Here is a 19,455-nt window from a genome sequence, read left to right as displayed (position 1 = left end):
TAGTTATCAGACCCAGAAAGCGTCATGACAACAATTTTGTCATGGCGCTTTCTGGGTCTTAATTCTCTATTTTCATGAGCGGTATAGTATTACATAAAATCGGAATCAGACTTTTTTTATTTATCGATACGCTCCGAACATGTCCTGAAATACTGCTCTGCATTGCCGGAACTGATTTTAAAGGCAGTCTCCTGACCGTACCTGTTTTCAAGCTCATGGATCAGATTCTGATGAAGAGAAGCATCGGAAAGTTCTTCGACGAAAGTCTCTATACCATCAAAGTCTGAACCAAGCGCAATGTGATTTTCTCCGCCTAATAAAAGCATGTGTTCAATATGAACAAGCAGATCTTCAATGGAGGACGGTCCTTTCTCATTTTTAATAAAGGGAGGATTGTAAACAATCCCCAGCAGACCTTCTTTTTGGAAGAGAGCCCTCAATTGATCATCGTCTAAATTCCGTCTATGGCCGCAGATTCTTTTTGCGTTGGAATGCGTTGCGATCGGGTATCCCGCAAGGTCAATTACATCCCAGTAGGCTTGAACAGAAAGATGAGATAGATCAGTTAATACGTGATGGGAGTTATTCAACTTTACTACTTCTTCACCAAAACTGCTTAAACCTGCTCCCCTCTTTTCACCAATGCCATCTGCACACAGATTAGCATTGTTCCACGTCAGTCCTATAGATCTGACGCCCAGGCGGTAAAACGTCCGCAGCTTACCAAGATCATCGTGAAATGCTTCAGCCCCCTCCAAAGTAAGTACAGCACCGATTTCATCAGGTTGAAGCTCCTCTATCTGCTTCCAGTTTTTAATATGTTTAATATGTGGATGAGGGGCCAGTATTTTTTCATAAAATAGATCAATTTGATCCAGTGCGGCTGTAAATTTATCTTCAGAAGAAATACGTGGTTCGATAAAAACAGCGAAAAACTGCACTTTCACCTGCCCGGTTTTCATTTTTGCTGCGTTTACATTTAAATCCGGAGAGTCAGAAAAAGACCTCTCCCGATTCTCCTGCAGTTTCAATAAAGCATCGCAGTGCAGATCAATTATATTCATAAACGCTCCCTTTATTCTGTTGGACGGACCATTTTCTCCAGATTTATATACTCTTCAAATTGTTCTTCTGTTAAATAGCCAAGTTCGACTGCTGTTTCTTTTAACGTTGAGTTATTTTGAAAAGCTGTTTTGGCAATTTCAGCAGCTTTTTCATAGCCGATATGAGGATTTAATGCAGTAACAAGCATCAAAGAATTTTTAACATGCTTTTCAATAATTTCTTCATTGACTTCAATCCCGGCCGCACAGTTATCATTAAAGGAATTCATTGCATCACTCAGCAGACGGACCGATTGGAGGAAATTATAAATAATGACCGGTTTAAATACGTTCAGTTCAAAATTCCCCTGGCTCGCGGCAACTCCAATAGTCGTATCATTACCGAAAATCTGTGTTGCTACCATCGTCAATGCTTCTGCTTGAGTTGGGTTGACTTTTCCAGGCATTATCGAACTTCCCGGCTCATTAGCAGGAATGGTAATCTCACCGATTCCGGAGCGGGGTCCGCTTGCCAGCCATCTGACATCATTGGCAATTTTCATCAGATCAGCAGCCAGGCCTTTTACAGCTCCGTGCGCATAGACAATTTCATCGTGACTTGTCAATGCATGAAATTTGTTTTCAGAAGAATAAAAAGTCATACCTGTAATTCGACTGATCTCGTCGGATGTTATTTCCCCGAATGATGGGTGGGCGTTGATTCCGGTACCGACTGCTGTTCCGCCTATAGCGAGATGGCGGAGCTGCTCAGCGGACTGCTCAATCATCTTCTCAGATTTACTTAGCATATATGCCCATCCGCTCATTTCCTGGCCGAGTGTTAAAGGTGTAGCATCCTGCAGATGGGTCCGGCCTATTTTAATTATATTATCAAATTCAGCAGCCTTATTTTCAATCGTTGTCTTTAATTTTCTTACAGAAGGAAGAAGCTGCTCATGTACTTCTTTTAATGCAGCGATATGCATAGCAGTCGGAAACGTATCATTGGAGCTTTGAGATCGGTTAACATCATCGTTTGGATGAACGCGGACGTCCGATCCGTCATTTTCCAAATAATGATTACTCCGGAAAGCAGCCACTTCATTCATATTCATATTGGACTGTGTTCCGCTTCCTGTCTGCCAGACAACGAGCGGAAAATGTTCATAACTTTTTTCTTCTCTTATTTCCCTGCAGACTTTTTGAATCATTTCAGCCTTTACTGGTTCCAGATTACCTAATTTATCGTTAGCCGCGGCACATGCTTCCTTAAGGACGGAAAAAGCATCCGTCATTTCCCGGGGCATTGTTTCTTTTCCTATTTTAAAATTTTCGAGACTGCGCTGGGTCTGCGCCCCCCACCATTTATCGGCGGGAACATTAATCTCCCCTAACGTATCCTTTTCTGTTCGGTAATCCATTGTTTTCCTCCTTATATTTTATGTAGATGATGCCTTCCTCCATTTATCAAAGGAAAAGCTTTCCTTATACATCTTTAACGTTACTCATTTTTCACTCAAAAATCAAGATTTGTTCAGCCTCTTTAACGGGTATTAAGGAAATAACGATTGAATTTTCTGAATGATATCGTTATGATGAAGTATGTAGCGTTTAACAATTATTGGAGGTGTCAGTATGGAAGTACTAGAACCAACAACAGGTACATATCAATTGGAAGACTATAAAAAAATGAGGGAAAAATTCAGTTGGGAAGATACAAAAAAAGCTTTCAGCTGGAATAAAACCGGAAAAGTAAATATCGCATATGAAACGATTGACAGACACGTGGAAGAAGGAAGAGGAGAAAAAACAGCTCTTTATTATTCAGACGCCAGCCGGGATGAAGCATTTACTTTTCAGGCTATGAAAGAAAAAACGAATCAGGCTGCGCACATGTTCAGAAACCTGGGCGTACAGAAAGGCGACCGAGTTTTCATTTTTATGCCTCGTTCACCGGAGCTCTATTTCGCTTTGCTCGGGGCAGTTAAAGTAGGTGCTGTTGTAGGACCACTTTTTGAAGCATTTATGCAGGATGCAGTGCGTGCCCGTCTGGAGGACAGCGAAGCTTCTGTTATCGTTACAACTGGCGACCTGGCTTCACGCATTCCGCACAATGATCTGCCTCATCTGGAAAAAATTCTAATTGTAGGAGACAGCGAACTTACTGGTAAAGACGAAAAATTCATTTCTTACGACGAAAAAATGAAAGCGGCTTCATCTGATGATTCGGCAATTGAATGGGTCGATCTGGAGGATGGTTTTATTCTTCACTACACATCCGGGTCTACCGGCAAACCGAAAGGGGTTTACCATGTTCATAAAGCAATGCTCCAGCATTATCAGACAGCTGAATGGGTTCTTGATTTACGGGAAGACGATATTTACTGGTGTACAGCAGATCCCGGCTGGGTAACCGGTACATCCTACGGAATTTTCGGTCCCTGGCTTTACGGTGCAACTAATGTTGTCCGCGGAGGACGTTTTTCTCCGGATGACTGGTACAGCACAATAGATAAGTATAATGTTTCCGTTTGGTACAGTGCCCCTACCGCTTTCAGAATGCTTATGGCTGCGCCGAAGGAAACACTGGAGAATCACGATCTTTCCTCCCTTCGGCACATTCTAAGTGTAGGTGAGCCGTTGAATCCAGAAGTTGTCCGCTGGGGATGGGAAGTCTTTAATCTGCGTATTCATGATACGTGGTGGATGACCGAAACAGGTGCCATGCTTATCTGTAATTATCCTTCAGAACCTATAAAGCCCGGATCCATGGGAAAACCAATTCCGGGAGTAGACGCTGCCATTATCGATGATAATGGAAATGAGCTTCCTCCAAACGAAATGGGAAATCTGGCAATTCGCGAAGGATGGCCGTCTCAAATGCGGAAAATATGGAATAATGAGCCGAAATTCAATGAATATTTTGCTATAAAAGGCTGGTACGTTTCCGGAGATACCGCTTATCAGGACGAAGATGGGTATTTCTGGTTCCAAGGACGTAATGATGATGTCATCATGACAGCCGGAGAAAGAGTTGGTCCTTTTGAAATCGAAAGTAAGCTTGTGGAGCATCCGGCAATTGCGGAAGCCGGCGTCATCGGCAAACCTGATGAAATCCGCGGCCACATCATTAAAGCATTTGTAGCGCTGCGTGATGGGTATGAAGAAACGGACGAACTGAAAGCGGAAATTCAGAAATTTATTAAATCGGAACTTGCAGCCCATGCCGTTCCGCGTGAAATTGACTTCAAAGACAAACTGCCTAAAACGAGAAGCGGTAAAATTATGCGTCGTGTCCTAAAGGCCTGGGAGCTTGATGAGCCGACAGGAGATTTGTCCACCATGGATGATAATTAATCAAAATAAAAGCAGCAGCTACTTAATGGACTGCTGCTTTTTTTAAATCTGCAAGAGTGAGATGTTCCATCGACGTAATGTAGTAGTCGGCTCCTTTTAATTTTGCCTGCTCCCCCACAGCCACAGCAAACATCCCAGCTGCCTTAGCTGCCTCTATACCTGATTGGGCATCTTCAAAAACAATGCAGCCTTCAGGGTTAACCTGGAGCTTCTCAGCCCCCAATAGGAATACCTGAGGGGCAGGCTTGGCTTTTGCTACATCATTGCCGTCAACAACCGCATCGAATGAATGATACAGCCCAATATTTTTTAAAATCAGCGGTGCATTTTTGCTCGCTGAGCCCAGTGAAAATGGAATTTTTTCCTCCTTCAATTCCTGAATAAAGTTCATTACTCCAGGTAGTATTTCTTCTTTTCCCATCCCGGATATAGATTCCACATAAATTTTATTCTTTTTTTCTGCCAGCATTTTCTTTTCTTCTTCAGATACCTCTTTGTTTCCGATTTCAAGGAGAATTCGAAGTGATTCCATTCTGCTGACTCCTTTTAATCTTTCATTATCATCCTCCGTGAAGGAAAAACCCATCTCATCGGCCAGCTTCTTCCATGCTCTGAAATGATAAACGGCCGTATCTACAATGACTCCATCCAAATCAAAAATGATACCTTCAATTTTATTCATTTTTTACCTCCCTGGAAGATTTATACTATCTCTTCTATCATACCGTATGACGCTGCCTAAAAATAGACCTTCCTGTTCTAGCGTTTCCAAACTGAAAAGTTAAAGTCTGCTTTCAAAATAAAGTATTGAAGTGATAAACGTTCTCTTTCCATGAGGAAGGCCGGCCTCAGCAAATGCCGCTCCTCCCTTCCGTCGGGCGCGGCGGGGCTCCGGGAGCATCTGCGTGCCTTCCACAGGCATTCTGCCCTGAGACCGGTTTTACGGAATGAACTATATCGTTCATAAAAAACAGATGTCCTTCTCTTTCTGTTAGGAAAAAAAGATTGAAAGATTCCGCAGGGCGTACGCTTACCCGAAGATCTCCTCCAAGGCAAAGCGGAAGCGGAGTTATCTGCATGTATCAACAACAGACTTGCAAAAGATTGCCGCGATCCTCGATTTATCCGGCTTGCTCCGGTCCTTTACAATTATTTCTGAATTTTCAATACCGCTAAGAACCTTTGCCTGAATAGTTTCACTGAACTAAAGGCATATAAACCCCATGCATAGCAGCAAAATGGAATCATACAATAAAATGAACATATTTCCTCACAAAAAATCCCACGACACAGATATGCGCGTGAGATAATTTAGAAATAATAAAATTTAAAAAGAGTAATAGGGAGAAATCATGACGTATACGATAACCCCTGTAAAACTCACATAAAGCCACATCGGCATTGTCCACCTTACCCATTTGCGGTGGGTCGGCCGCATGTCCTTAAATCCTGTAAAAAAGCTCATTAATGCAAAAGGAACGATAATGGCTGCAAGAATAATATGGGAAATGAGTATGAAATAGTAAATGGTTGAGATAATTCCTGCGCCGCCATAAGGAGTCGATTCTGCCATAAAATGAAAAGTGACATAAGACACCAGGAATACAGATGTTGTGCAGAATGCGGCGTAAATAAAACGTCTGTGCAGCGTGATATTCCTCTTTAAAATCGCCAGTAAAGCGCCCATAAGAAATATAAATGTAAATGTGTTGAGAGTAGCATTTAAAAGTGGCAGCTGAGTAACCCAAAATGGCAGTTCCCCAACGTACCCGGGTATAAATGACAAAAGTACGATTAATAAGTTAACTACAATTGTTACGACAATAACAGTCTTTATATGATGTGTAACTATTTTATTCCAGGCTGCTTTAATAAGTATCTCCCCCTTCTATCATAATTTCTGCTTTAAAAGTCTGCTTCCCTGAAATAGTATACAGGAGAACCCGTTACAAAAAAAGGACTGTCACAGTTTGTTCGGTTTCGTATCGTTAGTTTTTTCATTCCTGCGGCTCTGTTCAATTTTTTCAATGAGCTGATCTATACTTTCGTCCTTCCCTCCTGTAAAAAACGCTTTTTTATTTTCCTTTTTTAAAAGTCTGAGAAGGAGCTTTTTTTCATTATCCGACAGAAGCATACTGCCCCTCCTTTCTTTTTTTACTTTGTTTATAAGTACCATAAAAAAATAAAGCCATTAGAAACAGCAGAAGAGAGGATGCATAAAAAACAGCTGCTATTCCGAAAGATCCAGCAATGAGTCCTCCTGCTGCGGGACCTGTTACGTTGCCTAAAAACCTGAAACTCTGATTATAACCGAGCACCTCTCCCTGCATGGAAAGGGGAACTTTCTGTCTGATATATGCCGTTACACATGGTATGATGCCACCCAGAGCGATGCCAAATAGAAAGCGGAGTATAATCAGCTGCCAGATTGAAGTTACAAATGCCTGCGGCAAAAAAGTGACCGCGGAAAACAAAAGACAGATTAACACTACTTTATCGTGTCCAAATTTATCTCCTTGAATTCCCCATGCCCTGGTAGCAATAAGATTTCCCAGTCCGGTAACAGAAAAAGTAAGCCCGGCCAGAAAAGCAATATTTTCGGAGGTCATTAATTCTCCTACAAACAAGGCAAGCTGTGGCTGAATACTAAAATTTGCTGTTTGAACTACCAGAGAAAGGATCATGACCATAAGCAGCATTCTATCGTTTATAACAATCCGCAATACTTCAATCATCGACCTTTTCTGCTGAACAATCTCATTTTTTTCATGTCTGATTTCTTCGATTCCAAATGCTACGAAAGTCGTCGCTAGGGTAATTACTGCTGCAGTTATAAAAAAAGTATAAGTAAAGCCGAAGCTGTCTGCAAGCAATCCACCCAGAACAGGACCGAATAATCCTCCCGAAACAGTCCCCATTTGAAGGGTTCCAAGAACTTTTCCAGCTTCATGCCGGTCTGTCTGCGCTGATATCAATGCTATAGAAGTAGGTATAAAACCGGTCACGATGCCCATGAACATTCTCAGAAAAAAGAGTTCTCCCACACTCGAGACAAAACTCATTAAAAATATAGATAACGCTATACCATATCCGGTTAATAGGAGAATTTTTTTCCTTCCAAAGGAATCACCGAACCGTCCCCACAAAGGAGCAGCTGCAAATGCAACAAGGAAAGTAATTCCAAAAATAAAGCCGGACCAGCGCTGCACATACTCATTGGAGAATTGGCCGAACGTTTCAATATAAACTGATAAAAAGGGCAGTACCATCGTGGCACTTGCAGCCACAAAAAAGTTCGCTACCCACATGACGATCAAATTCTTCTTTGCCAGCATCTCAAATCGATCCTTATTAATTATTTCGCTGCTCGTAATATTATTCTATTAAAAAAGGGCCCTTAAGCCCTGAACGAGAAAACGATTATCTCGAGAGAAGTTTATTAATTTCCTTTTTATACCTGGACATCATTTCATAACCGTGATTATAGAGAGCTTCGAGCCTTGCTTTCTTCCGCTCTGTTCTGGAAACTTCATATAATTGCTCCGGTCGAATGACCAATGCTTTCCCTTCATCTTCAAGATTCTTTATATAAGAAATAGTTTCATTATAAATACGGAATCGATTCTCAATAATACGAATCAGCCCAGGAAAATGCCGGTATTTTCTCCTGAAGTACCACATTCCTCTTTTAGCGGGCGTTTTAAGGTAACCGTATGGTTGTGTGAGTATAATTAAATGTTGATCATTGCCATCTGCTTCGGAGCGGCGTACAGGGACTGGATCGCTTATTCCTCCATCCATGAACATCCTTCCGTCATACGGAACCGGCTGGGCTACCATAGGCAGAGAAGAAGAAGCTCTTAAAATTCTATTAAAATCATAGCCTAAATTCTGCTTTTCATAGTATAGAGTTTCCCCAGTGAGACAGTCTGTAACTCCAACATAAAATTCCTGCGCAGAAGTAAAAAACTGCTCATAATTAAACGGTTTTTCTTTATTAGGGATATCATCAAAAATAAGTTCCATATTAAACAATTCCCCATGCCTGAGAAGCCTTTTAATGGAAATGTATTCCGGGTGGCCTGCGTAGCCCACTGTTACTGCTTTATTTCTTCCGGGCTGCCTTGATACGTAGGAGGCAGCATTGCATGCTCCTGCTGAAACTCCAACTATATAAGGAAATTCAATATTATTTTCAATCAGATATTCAAGTGCCCCGCTCGTAAAAACACCACGCATTCCTCCACCTTCTAAAACGAGTCCTGTTCTGTTCATTGATTCTCACTCCTCTGATTAACACCCAACAAAGAAAAGGAAGTCCTTTTCCCGCCACCAGCAGAATATAAATAGTGGGCTTTCATTGAATTATATATCAAATATACCTTTACGGGAGATTCATTAGTTTAACTTTTATATTTGTCAGCAATATAAAATGATGCTGAACCCCGACTTTCGCTCCGCTTGGCAGAAGAAATTAACTGAGGACGTACAGGCAGCCGGAAAGCAGGAATAAGCCGCCCGGTAAAGAAGGCGGCTTATTTTGTTTATACCCTATTATAATTATATGTTATCTGAATAGGACAAAACTGGCAAATAAGTCATCAGTTTTCATCGTAGTAAAACATTAATGCCATAGCGCCAGGACCAGTATGCGTGCTAACTATGGGAGTAGTATCCACTATTTTGAAATCATGCCTGTTGTGATATTCCTGAAGTTTTTCTTCCAGGGAAACTGCAAGATCGTATGCAGCTGCCTGAGCTATGCCCACACCTTTCACTTGTTTACCCTCGGTATTTTGGTGGAATTTTTCTGTAAGTAATTTTATCACCTGAGCGTGTGTTCGAGCTTTTGTTACTGGTGTGTATATTCCTTCATCCAGTGAAGCGATCGGCTTAATCTTCAGCAAGGAACCGACGAGAGCTCTTCCTCTGCCGATTCTTCCTCCTTTTAACAGATATTCCAGTGTATCCACCATAATATAGAGAGATGTACGAGCTCTAACATCATCAAGTCTCGAAATAATTTCTTCCATACTTGAGCCATTCTCTGCCATTTCCGCAGCTTCTTTAACCTGAAATGAAAGTGCTAAAGATATGTACTGGGAATCGATCACTTTTACCGGGACATCAGTAAGACCGGCGGCAGTAACTGCACTTTGATACGTACCACTCAGTCCGGATGCCATATGTATTGAAAGAACATGACTTCCATCTGCTCCAAGCTTCTCATACAGTTCTGCAAATACTCCTGTAGACGGCTGGGAGCTTTTAGGAATTTCCTTGGAATTTACCAGCTTATTTATAAATTCCCTGCTGGTAATGTCTACTCCATCTTCATAGGAATATCCGTCCACGGAAACGGTCAATGGCACGACAGTTACACCTAAAGCGTCAAGGTCCTCTTTCGGCAAATCTACTGTTGAATCTGTCACTACTTTAATGTGTTTCACTGATAAAACCTCCTTTACCGTGTTAAACTACTAACATCTACCTTACTATATGGGGCTGGGCATGTTAAGAATAATAACTTAAAAATCTATTTCCAGATTTCTTTACGAATATGATAGAATTAAAAACGCTTGAAAAAATCCGGAACAATAAAAAGGAGGGAGCGGATTTGACCAAACAGTTTGACGCACCTTTTATAGCTGTAGAAGGGCCTATTGGAGTTGGGAAAACATCCCTGGCAGCTAAATTAAGCAGTCATTACCGCTTTCATTTATTAGAAGAAATAGTTGATGAAAACCCATTCCTGTCAAAATTTTATGAAGATATAGATGAATGGAGTTTCCAGACAGAAATGTTTTTTCTCTGCAATCGTTTTAAACAGCTCGAAGATTTGTATGATAATCAGCTGAAAGACGGCTATGGGGTAATCAGCGATTATCACATTTTCAAAAACCATTTATTTGCTAAACAGACTTTAAAAGAAGCCCACCTTGCCAAATATGAAAGAATTTATAATATATTAACCGGCGATCTCCCCCGTCCGAATGTCATCCTGTATTTAAATGCAAGTCTGGATACGCTGTTGGAACGCATCAACAGGAGAGGAAGAGAAATGGAAAAATCCATTGACCCTGCTTATCTTCAGCAGCTCTCCTCTGACTATGATCAATTTATGCGCGACCATCAGCATGTATATCCGGAAATTCCCATCGTTTCTCTAAACGGAGATAAATTGGATTTTGTGGAAAACCCACATGATTTTAATCGTATTATTGACCAGCTTGATGAAGCGATGAGCCGTAAACGGACGTTGCTTTAAGCACCTTATTTTGAATTGGAGTGTAAAAAATGCCTCGTATAAACCACCAGCTGCATGAGCAGTCTTTGATTACTTTGGCAGGAACTGTCGGAGTAGGCAAATCCACCCTTACGAATAAACTTTCTGAAACTCTGGGATTTCGGGCAGCCTACGAAAAAGTGGATGGCAATCCATACCTTGAAGATTACTACAGTGATTTTCAAAAGTGGTCCTTTCATCTTCAGATGTACTTTCTTGCAGAAAGATTCAAACAGCAGAAGTTCATGCATGAAGAAGGACTGGGCTACGTCCAGGACCGAAGCATCTATGAGGATGTTGGGATTTTTGCTCAGCTTCAGTTTGATCAGGGAAATATGACTGAAAGGGACTTCAACACGTATCATTCGCTTTTCGAAGCTATGGTCATGAACCCTTATTTTCCTAAGCCTGATGTTCTTGTTTTTATAAATGGCTCTTTCGAAAGTATACTTGCACGTATACAGGCCCGGGGCAGACAGATGGAAATTGACACCCCGGTTGAATTCTGGGAAGACTTATATACAAGGTACCAAACGTGGATTGCAAATTTTCAGGAATGTCCGGTTCTTCATCTTGATATCGATCACTATGACTGCAGTGATCCCGTTTCCATGCAGGAGATTGTTACTGCTCTCGAAGAACTGCAGCAGACTGCCCACCCCGCGCACGTAAAGCTCTAATACTCTGAGCTTTTTCGTACGTAAACAGCGCAGGCTCTAACCCGGCAGAAGAAGAGAAGCATAAAGATTTATTATGGGAAACGACTTTAATAGAACAAAGTAAAAAAGCAGCGGGTAAGCAACCCGCCGCTTTTTTTATTCGGAATTTATTCTTTTTATTCTTCTTTTATAAACAATTCGTGCAAGACTGATGCTTGCCTCGTATAAAAAGATGAGTGGAATAATGACTAGTACATCTGATAAAAAGTCTGGAGGAGATACAAAAACGCTGACAATTACTATACCGAAATAGGCGTATTTGCGGTTTTTATGCATACCCTGGGGTGTAACCACCCCGATGGCAGTTAAAAACATTACAACGAGCGGCATTTCAAAGAGCACTGCAAATGGAACAGTCATCCTCAAAACAAATTGAAAGTACCGGTCTGCTGTAAACATTGTTTCGAATGTTCCTTCGCCAAGTGTAAGCAAAAAATCCAGAACTAAAGGCAGCACAATGAAATAACCGAAGGCCAGCCCTCCTCCGAAAAGTATAAAAGAAGCAGGGATATACATAAGGGAAGCTTTCTGTTCTTCCACGGTTAATCCAGGCTTTACAAAAAGCCATATCTGCAGAACGATAACAGGAACTGCAAGTCCCAGCGATATGACAGCCGCAATACTAAAGTATATTAAAATTATATCCAGAGGACCAAGTACGGCTAATACCATATCGATATCTTTAGTCAGCCAGTCATAAATATCCTGTACAAAAATAAAAGATATAATAAATGCTCCGATGAATGTGCCGAGAATAATAATAATTCTCTTGCGCAGTTCATCCAAGTGATCGACAATTTCCATGTTCTCCTGATTCATGTACCTTCACCCTTAATAATGACATTACGAAACTGCAAAAGAGAAGCCTGCTCAAGCTTTCACCCGAGCAAGCCTCAAAGCAGAACTACTGCTTTTTATTATTGTTATCTGTATCGTCATCCTGCGTTAAGTCTTTTGTAGAATTGCGAAATTCTTTCAGTGTCTGCCCCATCGCTTTTCCAATTTCAGGGAGTTTTTTCGGACCGAAAATGACGAGTGCAATAACGAGGATAAGAATCAGCCCCGGAATGCCTATACCGCTTCCAAACATATGAACCCTCCTTGATTCCACTTCGGAATCTATTGTACATTCTAAGTCTTACTTTGCAATCATACCACAAGTGGGGTTCCTGTACTAGCGCTTAATTCTATACAAACCAGAGCTTAATTACGAACTTTCTGTGAAACTTTCCAGCGATTTATTCTTCTTACTTTTTCAACCTAAATTCTTTCCTCACTTCGTATTTCTCTGGTCGATGAGTTTTTTCTACAAATGTCACCTCATTATTTTTATCGACAAGTACCACTGTAGTACATCTCGTTCCATATTTATCTAAATCAATAAATGGGGACGACAATTTTCTTTCCAGCTCTATTCCTACTCCTGTGTCTGGGAGCTCATTATCGGGATAAGGTATTTTTCTTTCGAGGCCAGAAATTAATGCTGCTATCATTTCTTCTTTTGGAAGCAAAGCGGCTCTTTTTATATCTTGTCTTAAATGTTTCGTTTTAGGCCATTCCTCATCCATATCCGCATTTGACAGAGAAAAAATCCCTTCTCTTAACGTATATTCTCTATCATGCTGATTGGTTACATATTTCAGCTCAGAGGTCGTACCATATATTAAATTAAAACCAGCATAATACGCTTTTTCTTGTAAATAAAGATTCAAATTTCGTTCATTGAGCCAGGCAGGTACCAATTCTCCTCTTGAATAAGGGAAATCACCCGATTCATCCGGGTTCCTAACATTAGTTACGGCTGCTACCCTCCCTGATCGCGAAATTCCCATCCACGTGCCTCCCGCCTGCAGATCTTTACCTGCAAAAAACGTCTCTTCATTCCACCAATGAGCAGGAGCAGCGGGACGCTCGACAAACTCATCTCTATTTGCAGCAAAGATAAATGGAAAATCCTTATTTATTTTCATACCTACTCCAATAATACACATATAAGACCTCTTTTCTCCAAAAGTGGATATAAATAAAAGCTACCTCGAAAATAAAGTAGATAAGTGGTAAACAGTCGCATTCGTTTCCATGGGGGCGCGGGGCCGGCTTCAGCTTATCCCGTCCTCCCTGCGGTCAAACGGGATGGATCTTCAGCTCGTCCTTCATCGCCCTGGAGCCGCCCCATCTCCACTCCAGCTTAAGGTGAAAAGACAGAGCAGCATCTGCCTGCTAATAAAGAAAACCCCTTCTTGAACATTGTTCATACCTCCTCTATAGAGGGGAAGTTCCCTTCCTAGAGAAGGCCCTTTTCATGACTCAAGGTGCAAAGCTTTTGCATGAGTGTCCCTGTTAAAGCTTGGAGCTCTTACGCACATAAAGTGAACCGTTCTTCTTTTTATCATTTGGATTCAAAAATACAGCGGCGCATCTGGAATTATACCACATCTTTCTTTGGTTCCTGAGACATTGGATATCCTCGCTGCTGTCTTTATTATAAGCTGTAGTACTAATTGTAACCACTCTTTGGAAAAGGTATAATAGGTGGTGAAACTACTGGGCAAAAAATACGTATCTATAGATAACAGCACGTTGAGGAGGATATATTATGAGCGAACAAGATCAGTACGCTGACCGAAAAGGAGAAAATCATTCCGAAAACGAACCTTCTAAAGGCATTAAGGAAGAAAATAGAAATATTGAGGAAATACTCGAATCCATCGGTTCATTAGGAACCAGGGAGCAGGAGAAAGCAGGAGAATCATTAGAAGCGTTAAAAAGACCTGTCAGTGATATGATGAATGATCCTAATCATAATCTCCCGGATCAGCTTTCTAAACTAAAGGAAGTAGTCGCAGAACTTGAACCTAATTATCTTCAACAGGGTAAATTTAAACAGTTTCTTTCCAAAGTTGTTAGAAAAAGTCCTGTTGAAAAATATGCCCGTAAGTATCAGTCCGTAGAATCAGAAGTGGAAACCATCGTAGAGGCTCTGCTTCATGGAAAAGACAAACTCCAGGAAGATACGGTTATGCTTCACCAGCTGAAAGATATTGCGAGAGAACGAATTGCAGGGCTTAACGAACAGATTGAAGTCGGCAAACAATTAAACTCCATGCTCGAAGAAGAAATGAGAAAACCGGAGTGGCAGGAAGACAGTTCGCCTATTCAGAAAGGTCAGCAGAAAGTGCTCTCCCGCGTAAAAAATATGCAGCAGGCCGTCCTCGTACTTCAGCAGTCTTTAGCTTCAGTTGATATTATTGTTGAAAATAATGACAAATTGGAAGAAGCAATTTTCAACTCGATTACAATGACCAAAAATATCATTACAGTAACGGCTTCTATTCAGTTGTCATTAAGTAACCAGCGCCAGGTGATTGATGCTGTACAGAATGTTAACAAATCTACTGAACAAATGCTGCTAAGCAATGCAGAAATGTTGAAATCCAATACCGAAGAAACTTTAAAGACGCTCGAAGAACCGGCTGTGGCGCTGGAGACTTTTAAGAAAGCCTATGAAGACGTTTATGCCGCTATAGAAATGACAGAACAATCCAATGAAAGAATTATTAATTCCAGTAAGAAGTTCATTACCGAAATGGATGAACTGAATAAGCAGATGGAAAAGAAACTTCTTGAGTAGGTGGAAATGAGGTAGGTTCCATGAATTGGCGTGACAAACTAATAGAACAAAAATGGCTTCACCCATTTCTCCCTAACTATATGAAGCCGTTAGAAGATTCTGCAGTCATCAATGAGCAGACGAGAGAGTTTGTATACGAAGCAGAGGAGTTTATCTCCGACCTCGCAGCTCTTTCTGAACTTCCAAGAGTGAACAAAACTTTTAAAAGAAGTATTCAGGGATTTACTTATAAAATAAAAATTAAACCAAGAAAGATACACGTAGAGATGATAGACAGCCAAAAATCTTCTTCTACTTTGAAAAAAAGGGTCTTCATTACTGTTTACCGCCATCATGTTAAAAAAGAAGGCGGAAACGGTAAAATAACGGATTCGACTATATATTATCAAAAGGATTCTCACACTTATGTAAGGAGCATAAGGAGACATCCTTCTTTTCAATCTGTTTTCTATCATATCCACAGACTTGATCTTTCTGTCAGCGGCGAGTCTGTGCCTGCAGCAAATATGATTAGTGAAAGCAGTTCTGACAAATCAGCCGCGATCACCTCTGACCAGGAAGCTCTCTCATTAAAAGATTCACTGAGCGATATTTCCTACAGATTCCAAGGTTTGGACGACAAAATTTCAATACTTCTGCATTCCATGAAAGAGCCGCTTCATATGACAGTTGAAGACTTTGAATTATTAAATATTGAAGAGAAGCATCAGCTTAAACGTATGCTTCTTCACGATATACCGAATCTGCTTCAGACTTATGAATCATTAACACCCTCCCAGCGTCAAACTTCTTATGAGAGAGTGATAAGCAGTTTAAACAATATGTATGACTTCATAAAAAAACAGGCGGAAGATCTCCAGGCAACGAGACAGGAACGAATGAATCACCTTCTGCAATTGAATGAACTTCGTTATGATCCATCCCTGCAGCATGAAAACACGAAAACTTCAACAATCATGAAGCGTCATCAAAGAGACATGGAAGACAGATGAATTACGAGCAGACAGTTAGGAAAACCATCTGCGAGCTTTCTTTACCATGAGGAAGATTCACCTTTTTTGGCAGGCGTAAGTAAATCAAAAGTTTACAAAGTATCTTCAATTAAATACGCAGTACTATTTGTAATGTCTTTATTAATATCCCCGGTCTTCCTTTCAGACTCACGTCCAAAGTGGTAAAATAAATCTACCTGTTCAAGAGCAGCAGACGCAGTAAAATAAATGAGGGATATGTATGAACCGAAAAGAAGCAAAAAGATGGATTGGAAAATATGTAACTATTGACGAAGGTGTTTGTGGAAGTTATGCAGGCCTTCTTGAAGCTGTGCATACTTCACCAGGAACTCCATGGACAGCAGAAATATTGATCAAAGGAGTGATTGCTGCACCAGCTTTCAATAACACAGATTCATTTAAACCACTTAAATACGAAAAAGATGAAACAGTACTGGCCAAGGGAAGTAAAGTTCATTCGTACAGTGAAGATTTCACATATTCCTACAGGGAATCCTATGCCGCTGCTTTGAAAAAATTATGGGATGAAAAAAATAACTTGGCTGATGACTTAGAACGCTCTTTATCACTGATTCAGCAGGAACTTCGAAAATGGCAGATGGAGCATATGCTTGTGGATGCCTCCTACGTTTATTACAAAGTATTCCATAAAGATGGCAGCGTTTATATTTACGACGAAAACAAAAAAGATGCTCTCGGCCTCGAAGGGTTTCCTTTTGAATTTGAAGTGTTGAAACACGAGAGGTGGACGCCTGCTTATTATATAAACAACGGTATTTTTGAAGATCGCTCCGGCTCTCGTATTCGGATCAAACCAGGGGAAAACATCCGATTAAATAAAGAACAGTTTGACCCCTATAAAATGCTTATTAATGAAGTCAGTGATCCATCTCTTCAAGCTTTGGAGCGCGGCTTAAAGAAAATGAATATCGGTCACGAACATTGTGTACATTGTCATAATTCCCTTTTAATGAAAATGCTTGCCTCATACAATTCAGAGGAATTTACAGGAGTAAACTTTCTTACCTATTCGACGGGAACTGATCAAGTTCTTGTACAACATCATTATGAACGCAGAAGCTTTCCAAAAACTCAACAGGAAGTTACCTTCGACAGGTTTGAATTTACTCACGACTCGGGAAAACGTATATTGACTACTTATACAAATCAGGTGTCTCAGGACCAGTAAAAATTTCAGTTTCAGCAGCTGACAAAGAAATACTGCCCTGGCTTTATCGTCTTAGTAAATAACACGTAAATTGGCTTTACCCCGCTAACTGCTCAGGCTGTCCGATTCGAAAAAGCGTCATGACGGAAGCACTCGTCATGACGCTTTTTTTAGTGTGCAGAAAATAAGCACAATGGAATTAATATGAAAAAATAAAATCTTTGAAACTCAATTCTCTTCCAGCTCGGGGGTCCCTTTTTGATTAACGCTGCTCGTAAAGATGTCATTTTCATAAGAATACCATTCCATAAATTTTTCTTTTTGTTCACTGGAAATATGCTTTAATGAAAATGTTTTACCAATAACGGTAGTTAATACCGAAACATGTATAGTAAAAAGATTATCCAGTTTCTGTAATGGGTTTTGGACAGTTTCCATATCCTGAATTCTGTTTTTGGGTAAAAAAACTTCAGATTTGGAAATCTGCCTCGAGCGGATACAGATATAATCTGTTACTGTACATATTCCGGCTGTCTTATACTGAACAAAGCCGAGAAATCCGGAAGCTGCAGGAAGTAAGAAAGCGAGCCAACCGTAAGGAAGAAAATAAGTCGATGCACCTGCTGCTATAAGTGCCGGCACAATAAGCTTAATCATGTACCTGCGCATACTTTCTCTGGGCAGGGTTTCGTACTTTGGCTCAAATGAATATTCTGGCACAATCTCCATAAGAAGAGATTCTACTTCATTTCTCCTGCATAGTGGAAGCAGGATGGTGGAAAGATCTTCTTCCTTTGTACCTCCACCGGCACTTTCAACATATACAGAACAAAAGCCAAAGGGCTGTCTTAATACATTCTGAACAATCCGCACTGCATTAATACGATTAGCATTTAAGGTAAGTTGTCTTTGTTCCAGGATACCCCTTGAAATATGAATATCTTTTCCCTGTTTGTTTATCGTAAACATTCCGTATTTCAGTACGGTCGATATAATAGTGAAGACCCAGGCAGATAATAGGACAGTAACAAGGAACATACCTATATAGGCTAAACTGGATTGTACTACCCACCCTATAGCTATATTGATCAGCCAGTCAGGAAGAAACTGTGGAGCCTGTGATAACACCGCAGCCATAAATGTCGCAGCTATTCCTACTCCACTTGATGTAACTGCGGCGACAATGAGGCGGAATATCGTTAACTCCCATTTAAAACTTTGAACCGGTTTTTCTGGTTCAGGATCCGGCATGAGTGCATGAGATATACCTTCACTTATTTCTCCATAGAAGGCTTCCTCATGACCACTGTAATGATTCTTTCTTTCCAGCAGTTCTTTTTTTATTTCTTCTGCCTGATGCCTTTTCAAAGCGATAAGACGAAACTCAGGTTCGCTTCCTCCCCCCGCCGTTTCAATTTTTAATTCCACCAGTCCGAAAAGGCGCTGCACTACTTTTGCATTTATATCAATGCTCTGTACACGATCCCTGCGTATAAAGCGGTTCTTCTTAAAGATTAACCCCTGTTTCACCTGGAGTTCATCAGGTTTAAGATAGTATTTAAATTTCCACCATCCTATAAAACCACTAATTAAAGAACCTGCTAAAATAAATCCGAAAAAAATAAATATAAATATCGAAGATATCCCGTCGGATGACTGTCCGAAAATAAAAACTACGATAATCGTAATCACAAGCTGCTTTATACTTCCTAAAAACGAAATAAATATTGCGGCGGGGTGCTGTCTCTGCCAGTTATTCATCCGGATCCGCTTCCCTTGCAAGCTGAGCTATCTGATCACGCAGTTCGTCCGCTGCTTCCACCTGAAGGCCGGGTATTTCATGGATAGTTGCCGCAGTGGATATAGTTACACTGGCCAGTTTATAATGCCTTAAAACCGGACCCTGCCTCGTGTCAACGTGCTGCACCCTGATCATAGGTATAATTACTCTCTCAACAATAAATACTCCCCGCATTAATTCTACTTCGTTTTCGTAAACTTTGTATCTCCATCTTTTCCATTTTAATGATTGAATCAAAAAAATGTCCACCAGTGCCAGCATGAAGAAAAATCCTATTAGAGTATAGAATCCCCAGTCTGGCAGCTCCCAGAACTGACTTAAACCCCAGTAACCAGCTGGAATAAGAAATAAAAATAGTGATTCTACAACAGCTCCAATTTTCCAAACCCGGAGTGTTCTGGGAGCGAGCGATCTATCAGGTAACGGTCTCACAATGA

At 40.7% G+C, this 19,455-nt stretch carries 19 protein-coding genes; 6 read left to right on the top strand and 13 right to left on the bottom strand.

What is annotated here, in order from left to right:
• Nucleotides 1-116 precede the first annotated feature (116 nt).
• The gene (locus FTX54_RS08360) at nt 117-1,064 is read right to left on the bottom strand and encodes a dipeptidase (RefSeq protein ID WP_147802149.1); all 948 of its coding nucleotides are present in this window, start codon (nt 1,062-1,064) and stop codon (nt 117-119) included.
• Between the two features lie 11 nt (nt 1,065-1,075).
• Nucleotides 1,076-2,464 carry a class II fumarate hydratase gene (gene fumC / locus FTX54_RS08355; protein ID WP_147802148.1) on the bottom strand — a complete coding sequence of 463 codons (1,389 nt, stop codon included), beginning with the start codon at nt 2,462-2,464 and terminating at the stop codon, nt 1,076-1,078.
• 214 nt (nt 2,465-2,678) lie between these two features.
• Between fumC and acsA the strand changes: the two genes are divergently transcribed.
• Nucleotides 2,679-4,400 carry an acetate--CoA ligase gene (gene acsA / locus FTX54_RS08350; RefSeq protein ID WP_147802147.1) on the top strand — a complete coding sequence of 574 codons (1,722 nt, stop codon included), beginning with the start codon at nt 2,679-2,681 and terminating at the stop codon, nt 4,398-4,400.
• 22 nt (nt 4,401-4,422) lie between these two features.
• Here acsA and pgmB read toward each other — a convergent pair whose 3' ends face one another.
• The 6 genes from pgmB to FTX54_RS08320 form a co-directional block, all read right to left on the bottom strand.
• Nucleotides 4,423-5,082: a beta-phosphoglucomutase gene (gene pgmB / locus FTX54_RS08345; RefSeq protein WP_147802146.1), complete on the bottom strand. Its 660-nt coding sequence runs from the start codon at nt 5,080-5,082 to the stop codon at nt 4,423-4,425.
• A 645-nt stretch (nt 5,083-5,727) separates the two neighbouring features.
• Nucleotides 5,728-6,186: a DUF420 domain-containing protein gene (locus FTX54_RS08340; RefSeq protein WP_338485854.1), complete on the bottom strand. Its 459-nt coding sequence runs from the start codon at nt 6,184-6,186 to the stop codon at nt 5,728-5,730.
• A gap of 177 nt (nt 6,187-6,363) precedes the next feature.
• Nucleotides 6,364-6,534, bottom strand: a complete 171-nt coding sequence (locus FTX54_RS08335) for a hypothetical protein (RefSeq protein ID WP_187254419.1) — start codon at nt 6,532-6,534, stop codon at nt 6,364-6,366.
• Nucleotides 6,518-7,735 (bottom strand): MFS transporter, encoded by a 1,218-nt coding sequence (locus FTX54_RS08330; protein ID WP_147802144.1) that lies wholly within the window; start codon nt 7,733-7,735, stop codon nt 6,518-6,520. Before FTX54_RS08330 ends, FTX54_RS08335 begins: the two co-directional genes overlap by 17 nt.
• An 85-nt stretch (nt 7,736-7,820) precedes the next feature.
• Nucleotides 7,821-8,675, bottom strand: a complete 855-nt coding sequence (locus FTX54_RS08325) for a patatin-like phospholipase family protein (protein ID WP_147802143.1) — start codon at nt 8,673-8,675, stop codon at nt 7,821-7,823.
• A gap of 326 nt (nt 8,676-9,001) precedes the next feature.
• Nucleotides 9,002-9,850 carry a DegV family protein gene (locus tag FTX54_RS08320; protein ID WP_147802142.1) on the bottom strand — a complete coding sequence of 283 codons (849 nt, stop codon included), beginning with the start codon at nt 9,848-9,850 and terminating at the stop codon, nt 9,002-9,004.
• Between the two features lie 167 nt (nt 9,851-10,017).
• Here FTX54_RS08320 and FTX54_RS08315 point away from each other — a divergent pair, with 167 nt between their 5' ends.
• Together FTX54_RS08315 and FTX54_RS08310 are read left to right on the top strand one after the other, a co-directional pair.
• On the top strand, nt 10,018-10,668 hold the full coding sequence (locus FTX54_RS08315; RefSeq protein ID WP_246125530.1) for a deoxynucleoside kinase: 651 nt from the start codon (nt 10,018-10,020) through the stop codon (nt 10,666-10,668).
• Between the two features lie 29 nt (nt 10,669-10,697).
• A complete protein-coding gene (locus FTX54_RS08310; protein ID WP_147802140.1) occupies nt 10,698-11,366 on the top strand; it encodes a deoxynucleoside kinase in 669 nt (222 codons plus the stop codon).
• Between the two features lie 135 nt (nt 11,367-11,501).
• Here the strand turns inward: FTX54_RS08310 and tatC are convergent, their stop codons facing one another.
• From tatC to FTX54_RS08295, 3 genes are all read right to left on the bottom strand, one after another.
• Nucleotides 11,502-12,224 (bottom strand): twin-arginine translocase subunit TatC, encoded by a 723-nt coding sequence (gene tatC / locus FTX54_RS08305; RefSeq protein WP_147802139.1) that lies wholly within the window; start codon nt 12,222-12,224, stop codon nt 11,502-11,504.
• Between the two features lie 85 nt (nt 12,225-12,309).
• On the bottom strand, nt 12,310-12,495 hold the full coding sequence (locus tag FTX54_RS08300) for a twin-arginine translocase TatA/TatE family subunit (RefSeq protein ID WP_147802138.1): 186 nt from the start codon (nt 12,493-12,495) through the stop codon (nt 12,310-12,312).
• Between the two features lie 157 nt (nt 12,496-12,652).
• Complete coding sequence (locus FTX54_RS08295; protein ID WP_147802137.1) at nt 12,653-13,396, bottom strand: NRDE family protein; 744 nt, start codon at nt 13,394-13,396, stop codon at nt 12,653-12,655.
• A 605-nt stretch (nt 13,397-14,001) separates the two neighbouring features.
• On the opposite strand from FTX54_RS08295, the gene FTX54_RS08290 reads away from it, so the two are divergent.
• The 3 genes from FTX54_RS08290 (at nt 14,002) to FTX54_RS08280 (ending at nt 17,238) form a co-directional block, all read left to right on the top strand.
• A complete protein-coding gene (locus FTX54_RS08290; RefSeq protein ID WP_147802136.1) occupies nt 14,002-15,036 on the top strand; it encodes a toxic anion resistance protein in 1,035 nt (344 codons plus the stop codon).
• A 20-nt stretch (nt 15,037-15,056) separates the two neighbouring features.
• On the top strand, nt 15,057-16,028 hold the full coding sequence (locus FTX54_RS08285; protein ID WP_147802135.1) for a hypothetical protein: 972 nt from the start codon (nt 15,057-15,059) through the stop codon (nt 16,026-16,028).
• Between the two features lie 241 nt (nt 16,029-16,269).
• Nucleotides 16,270-17,238, top strand: a complete 969-nt coding sequence (locus FTX54_RS08280; RefSeq protein ID WP_147802134.1) for a DUF2777 family protein — start codon at nt 16,270-16,272, stop codon at nt 17,236-17,238.
• A gap of 207 nt (nt 17,239-17,445) precedes the next feature.
• Here the strand turns inward: FTX54_RS08280 and FTX54_RS08275 are convergent, their stop codons facing one another.
• Nucleotides 17,446-18,978, bottom strand: coding sequence for a PH domain-containing protein (locus tag FTX54_RS08275; protein WP_147802133.1), 1,533 nt, complete (start codon nt 18,976-18,978; stop codon nt 17,446-17,448).
• Nucleotides 18,971-19,450 carry a PH domain-containing protein gene (locus FTX54_RS08270; RefSeq protein WP_187254418.1) on the bottom strand — a complete coding sequence of 160 codons (480 nt, stop codon included), beginning with the start codon at nt 19,448-19,450 and terminating at the stop codon, nt 18,971-18,973. Before FTX54_RS08270 ends, FTX54_RS08275 begins: the two co-directional genes overlap by 8 nt.
• Between the last annotated feature and the right edge of the window lie 5 nt (nt 19,451-19,455).

It is taken from the genome of Alkalicoccus halolimnae (assembly GCF_008014775.2).
Lineage (GTDB): Bacteria > Bacillota > Bacilli > Bacillales > Salisediminibacteriaceae > Alkalicoccus > Alkalicoccus halolimnae.
Note: the sequence above shows the minus strand (reverse complement) of the source record. Positions and strands in the feature narration are given on the sequence as shown.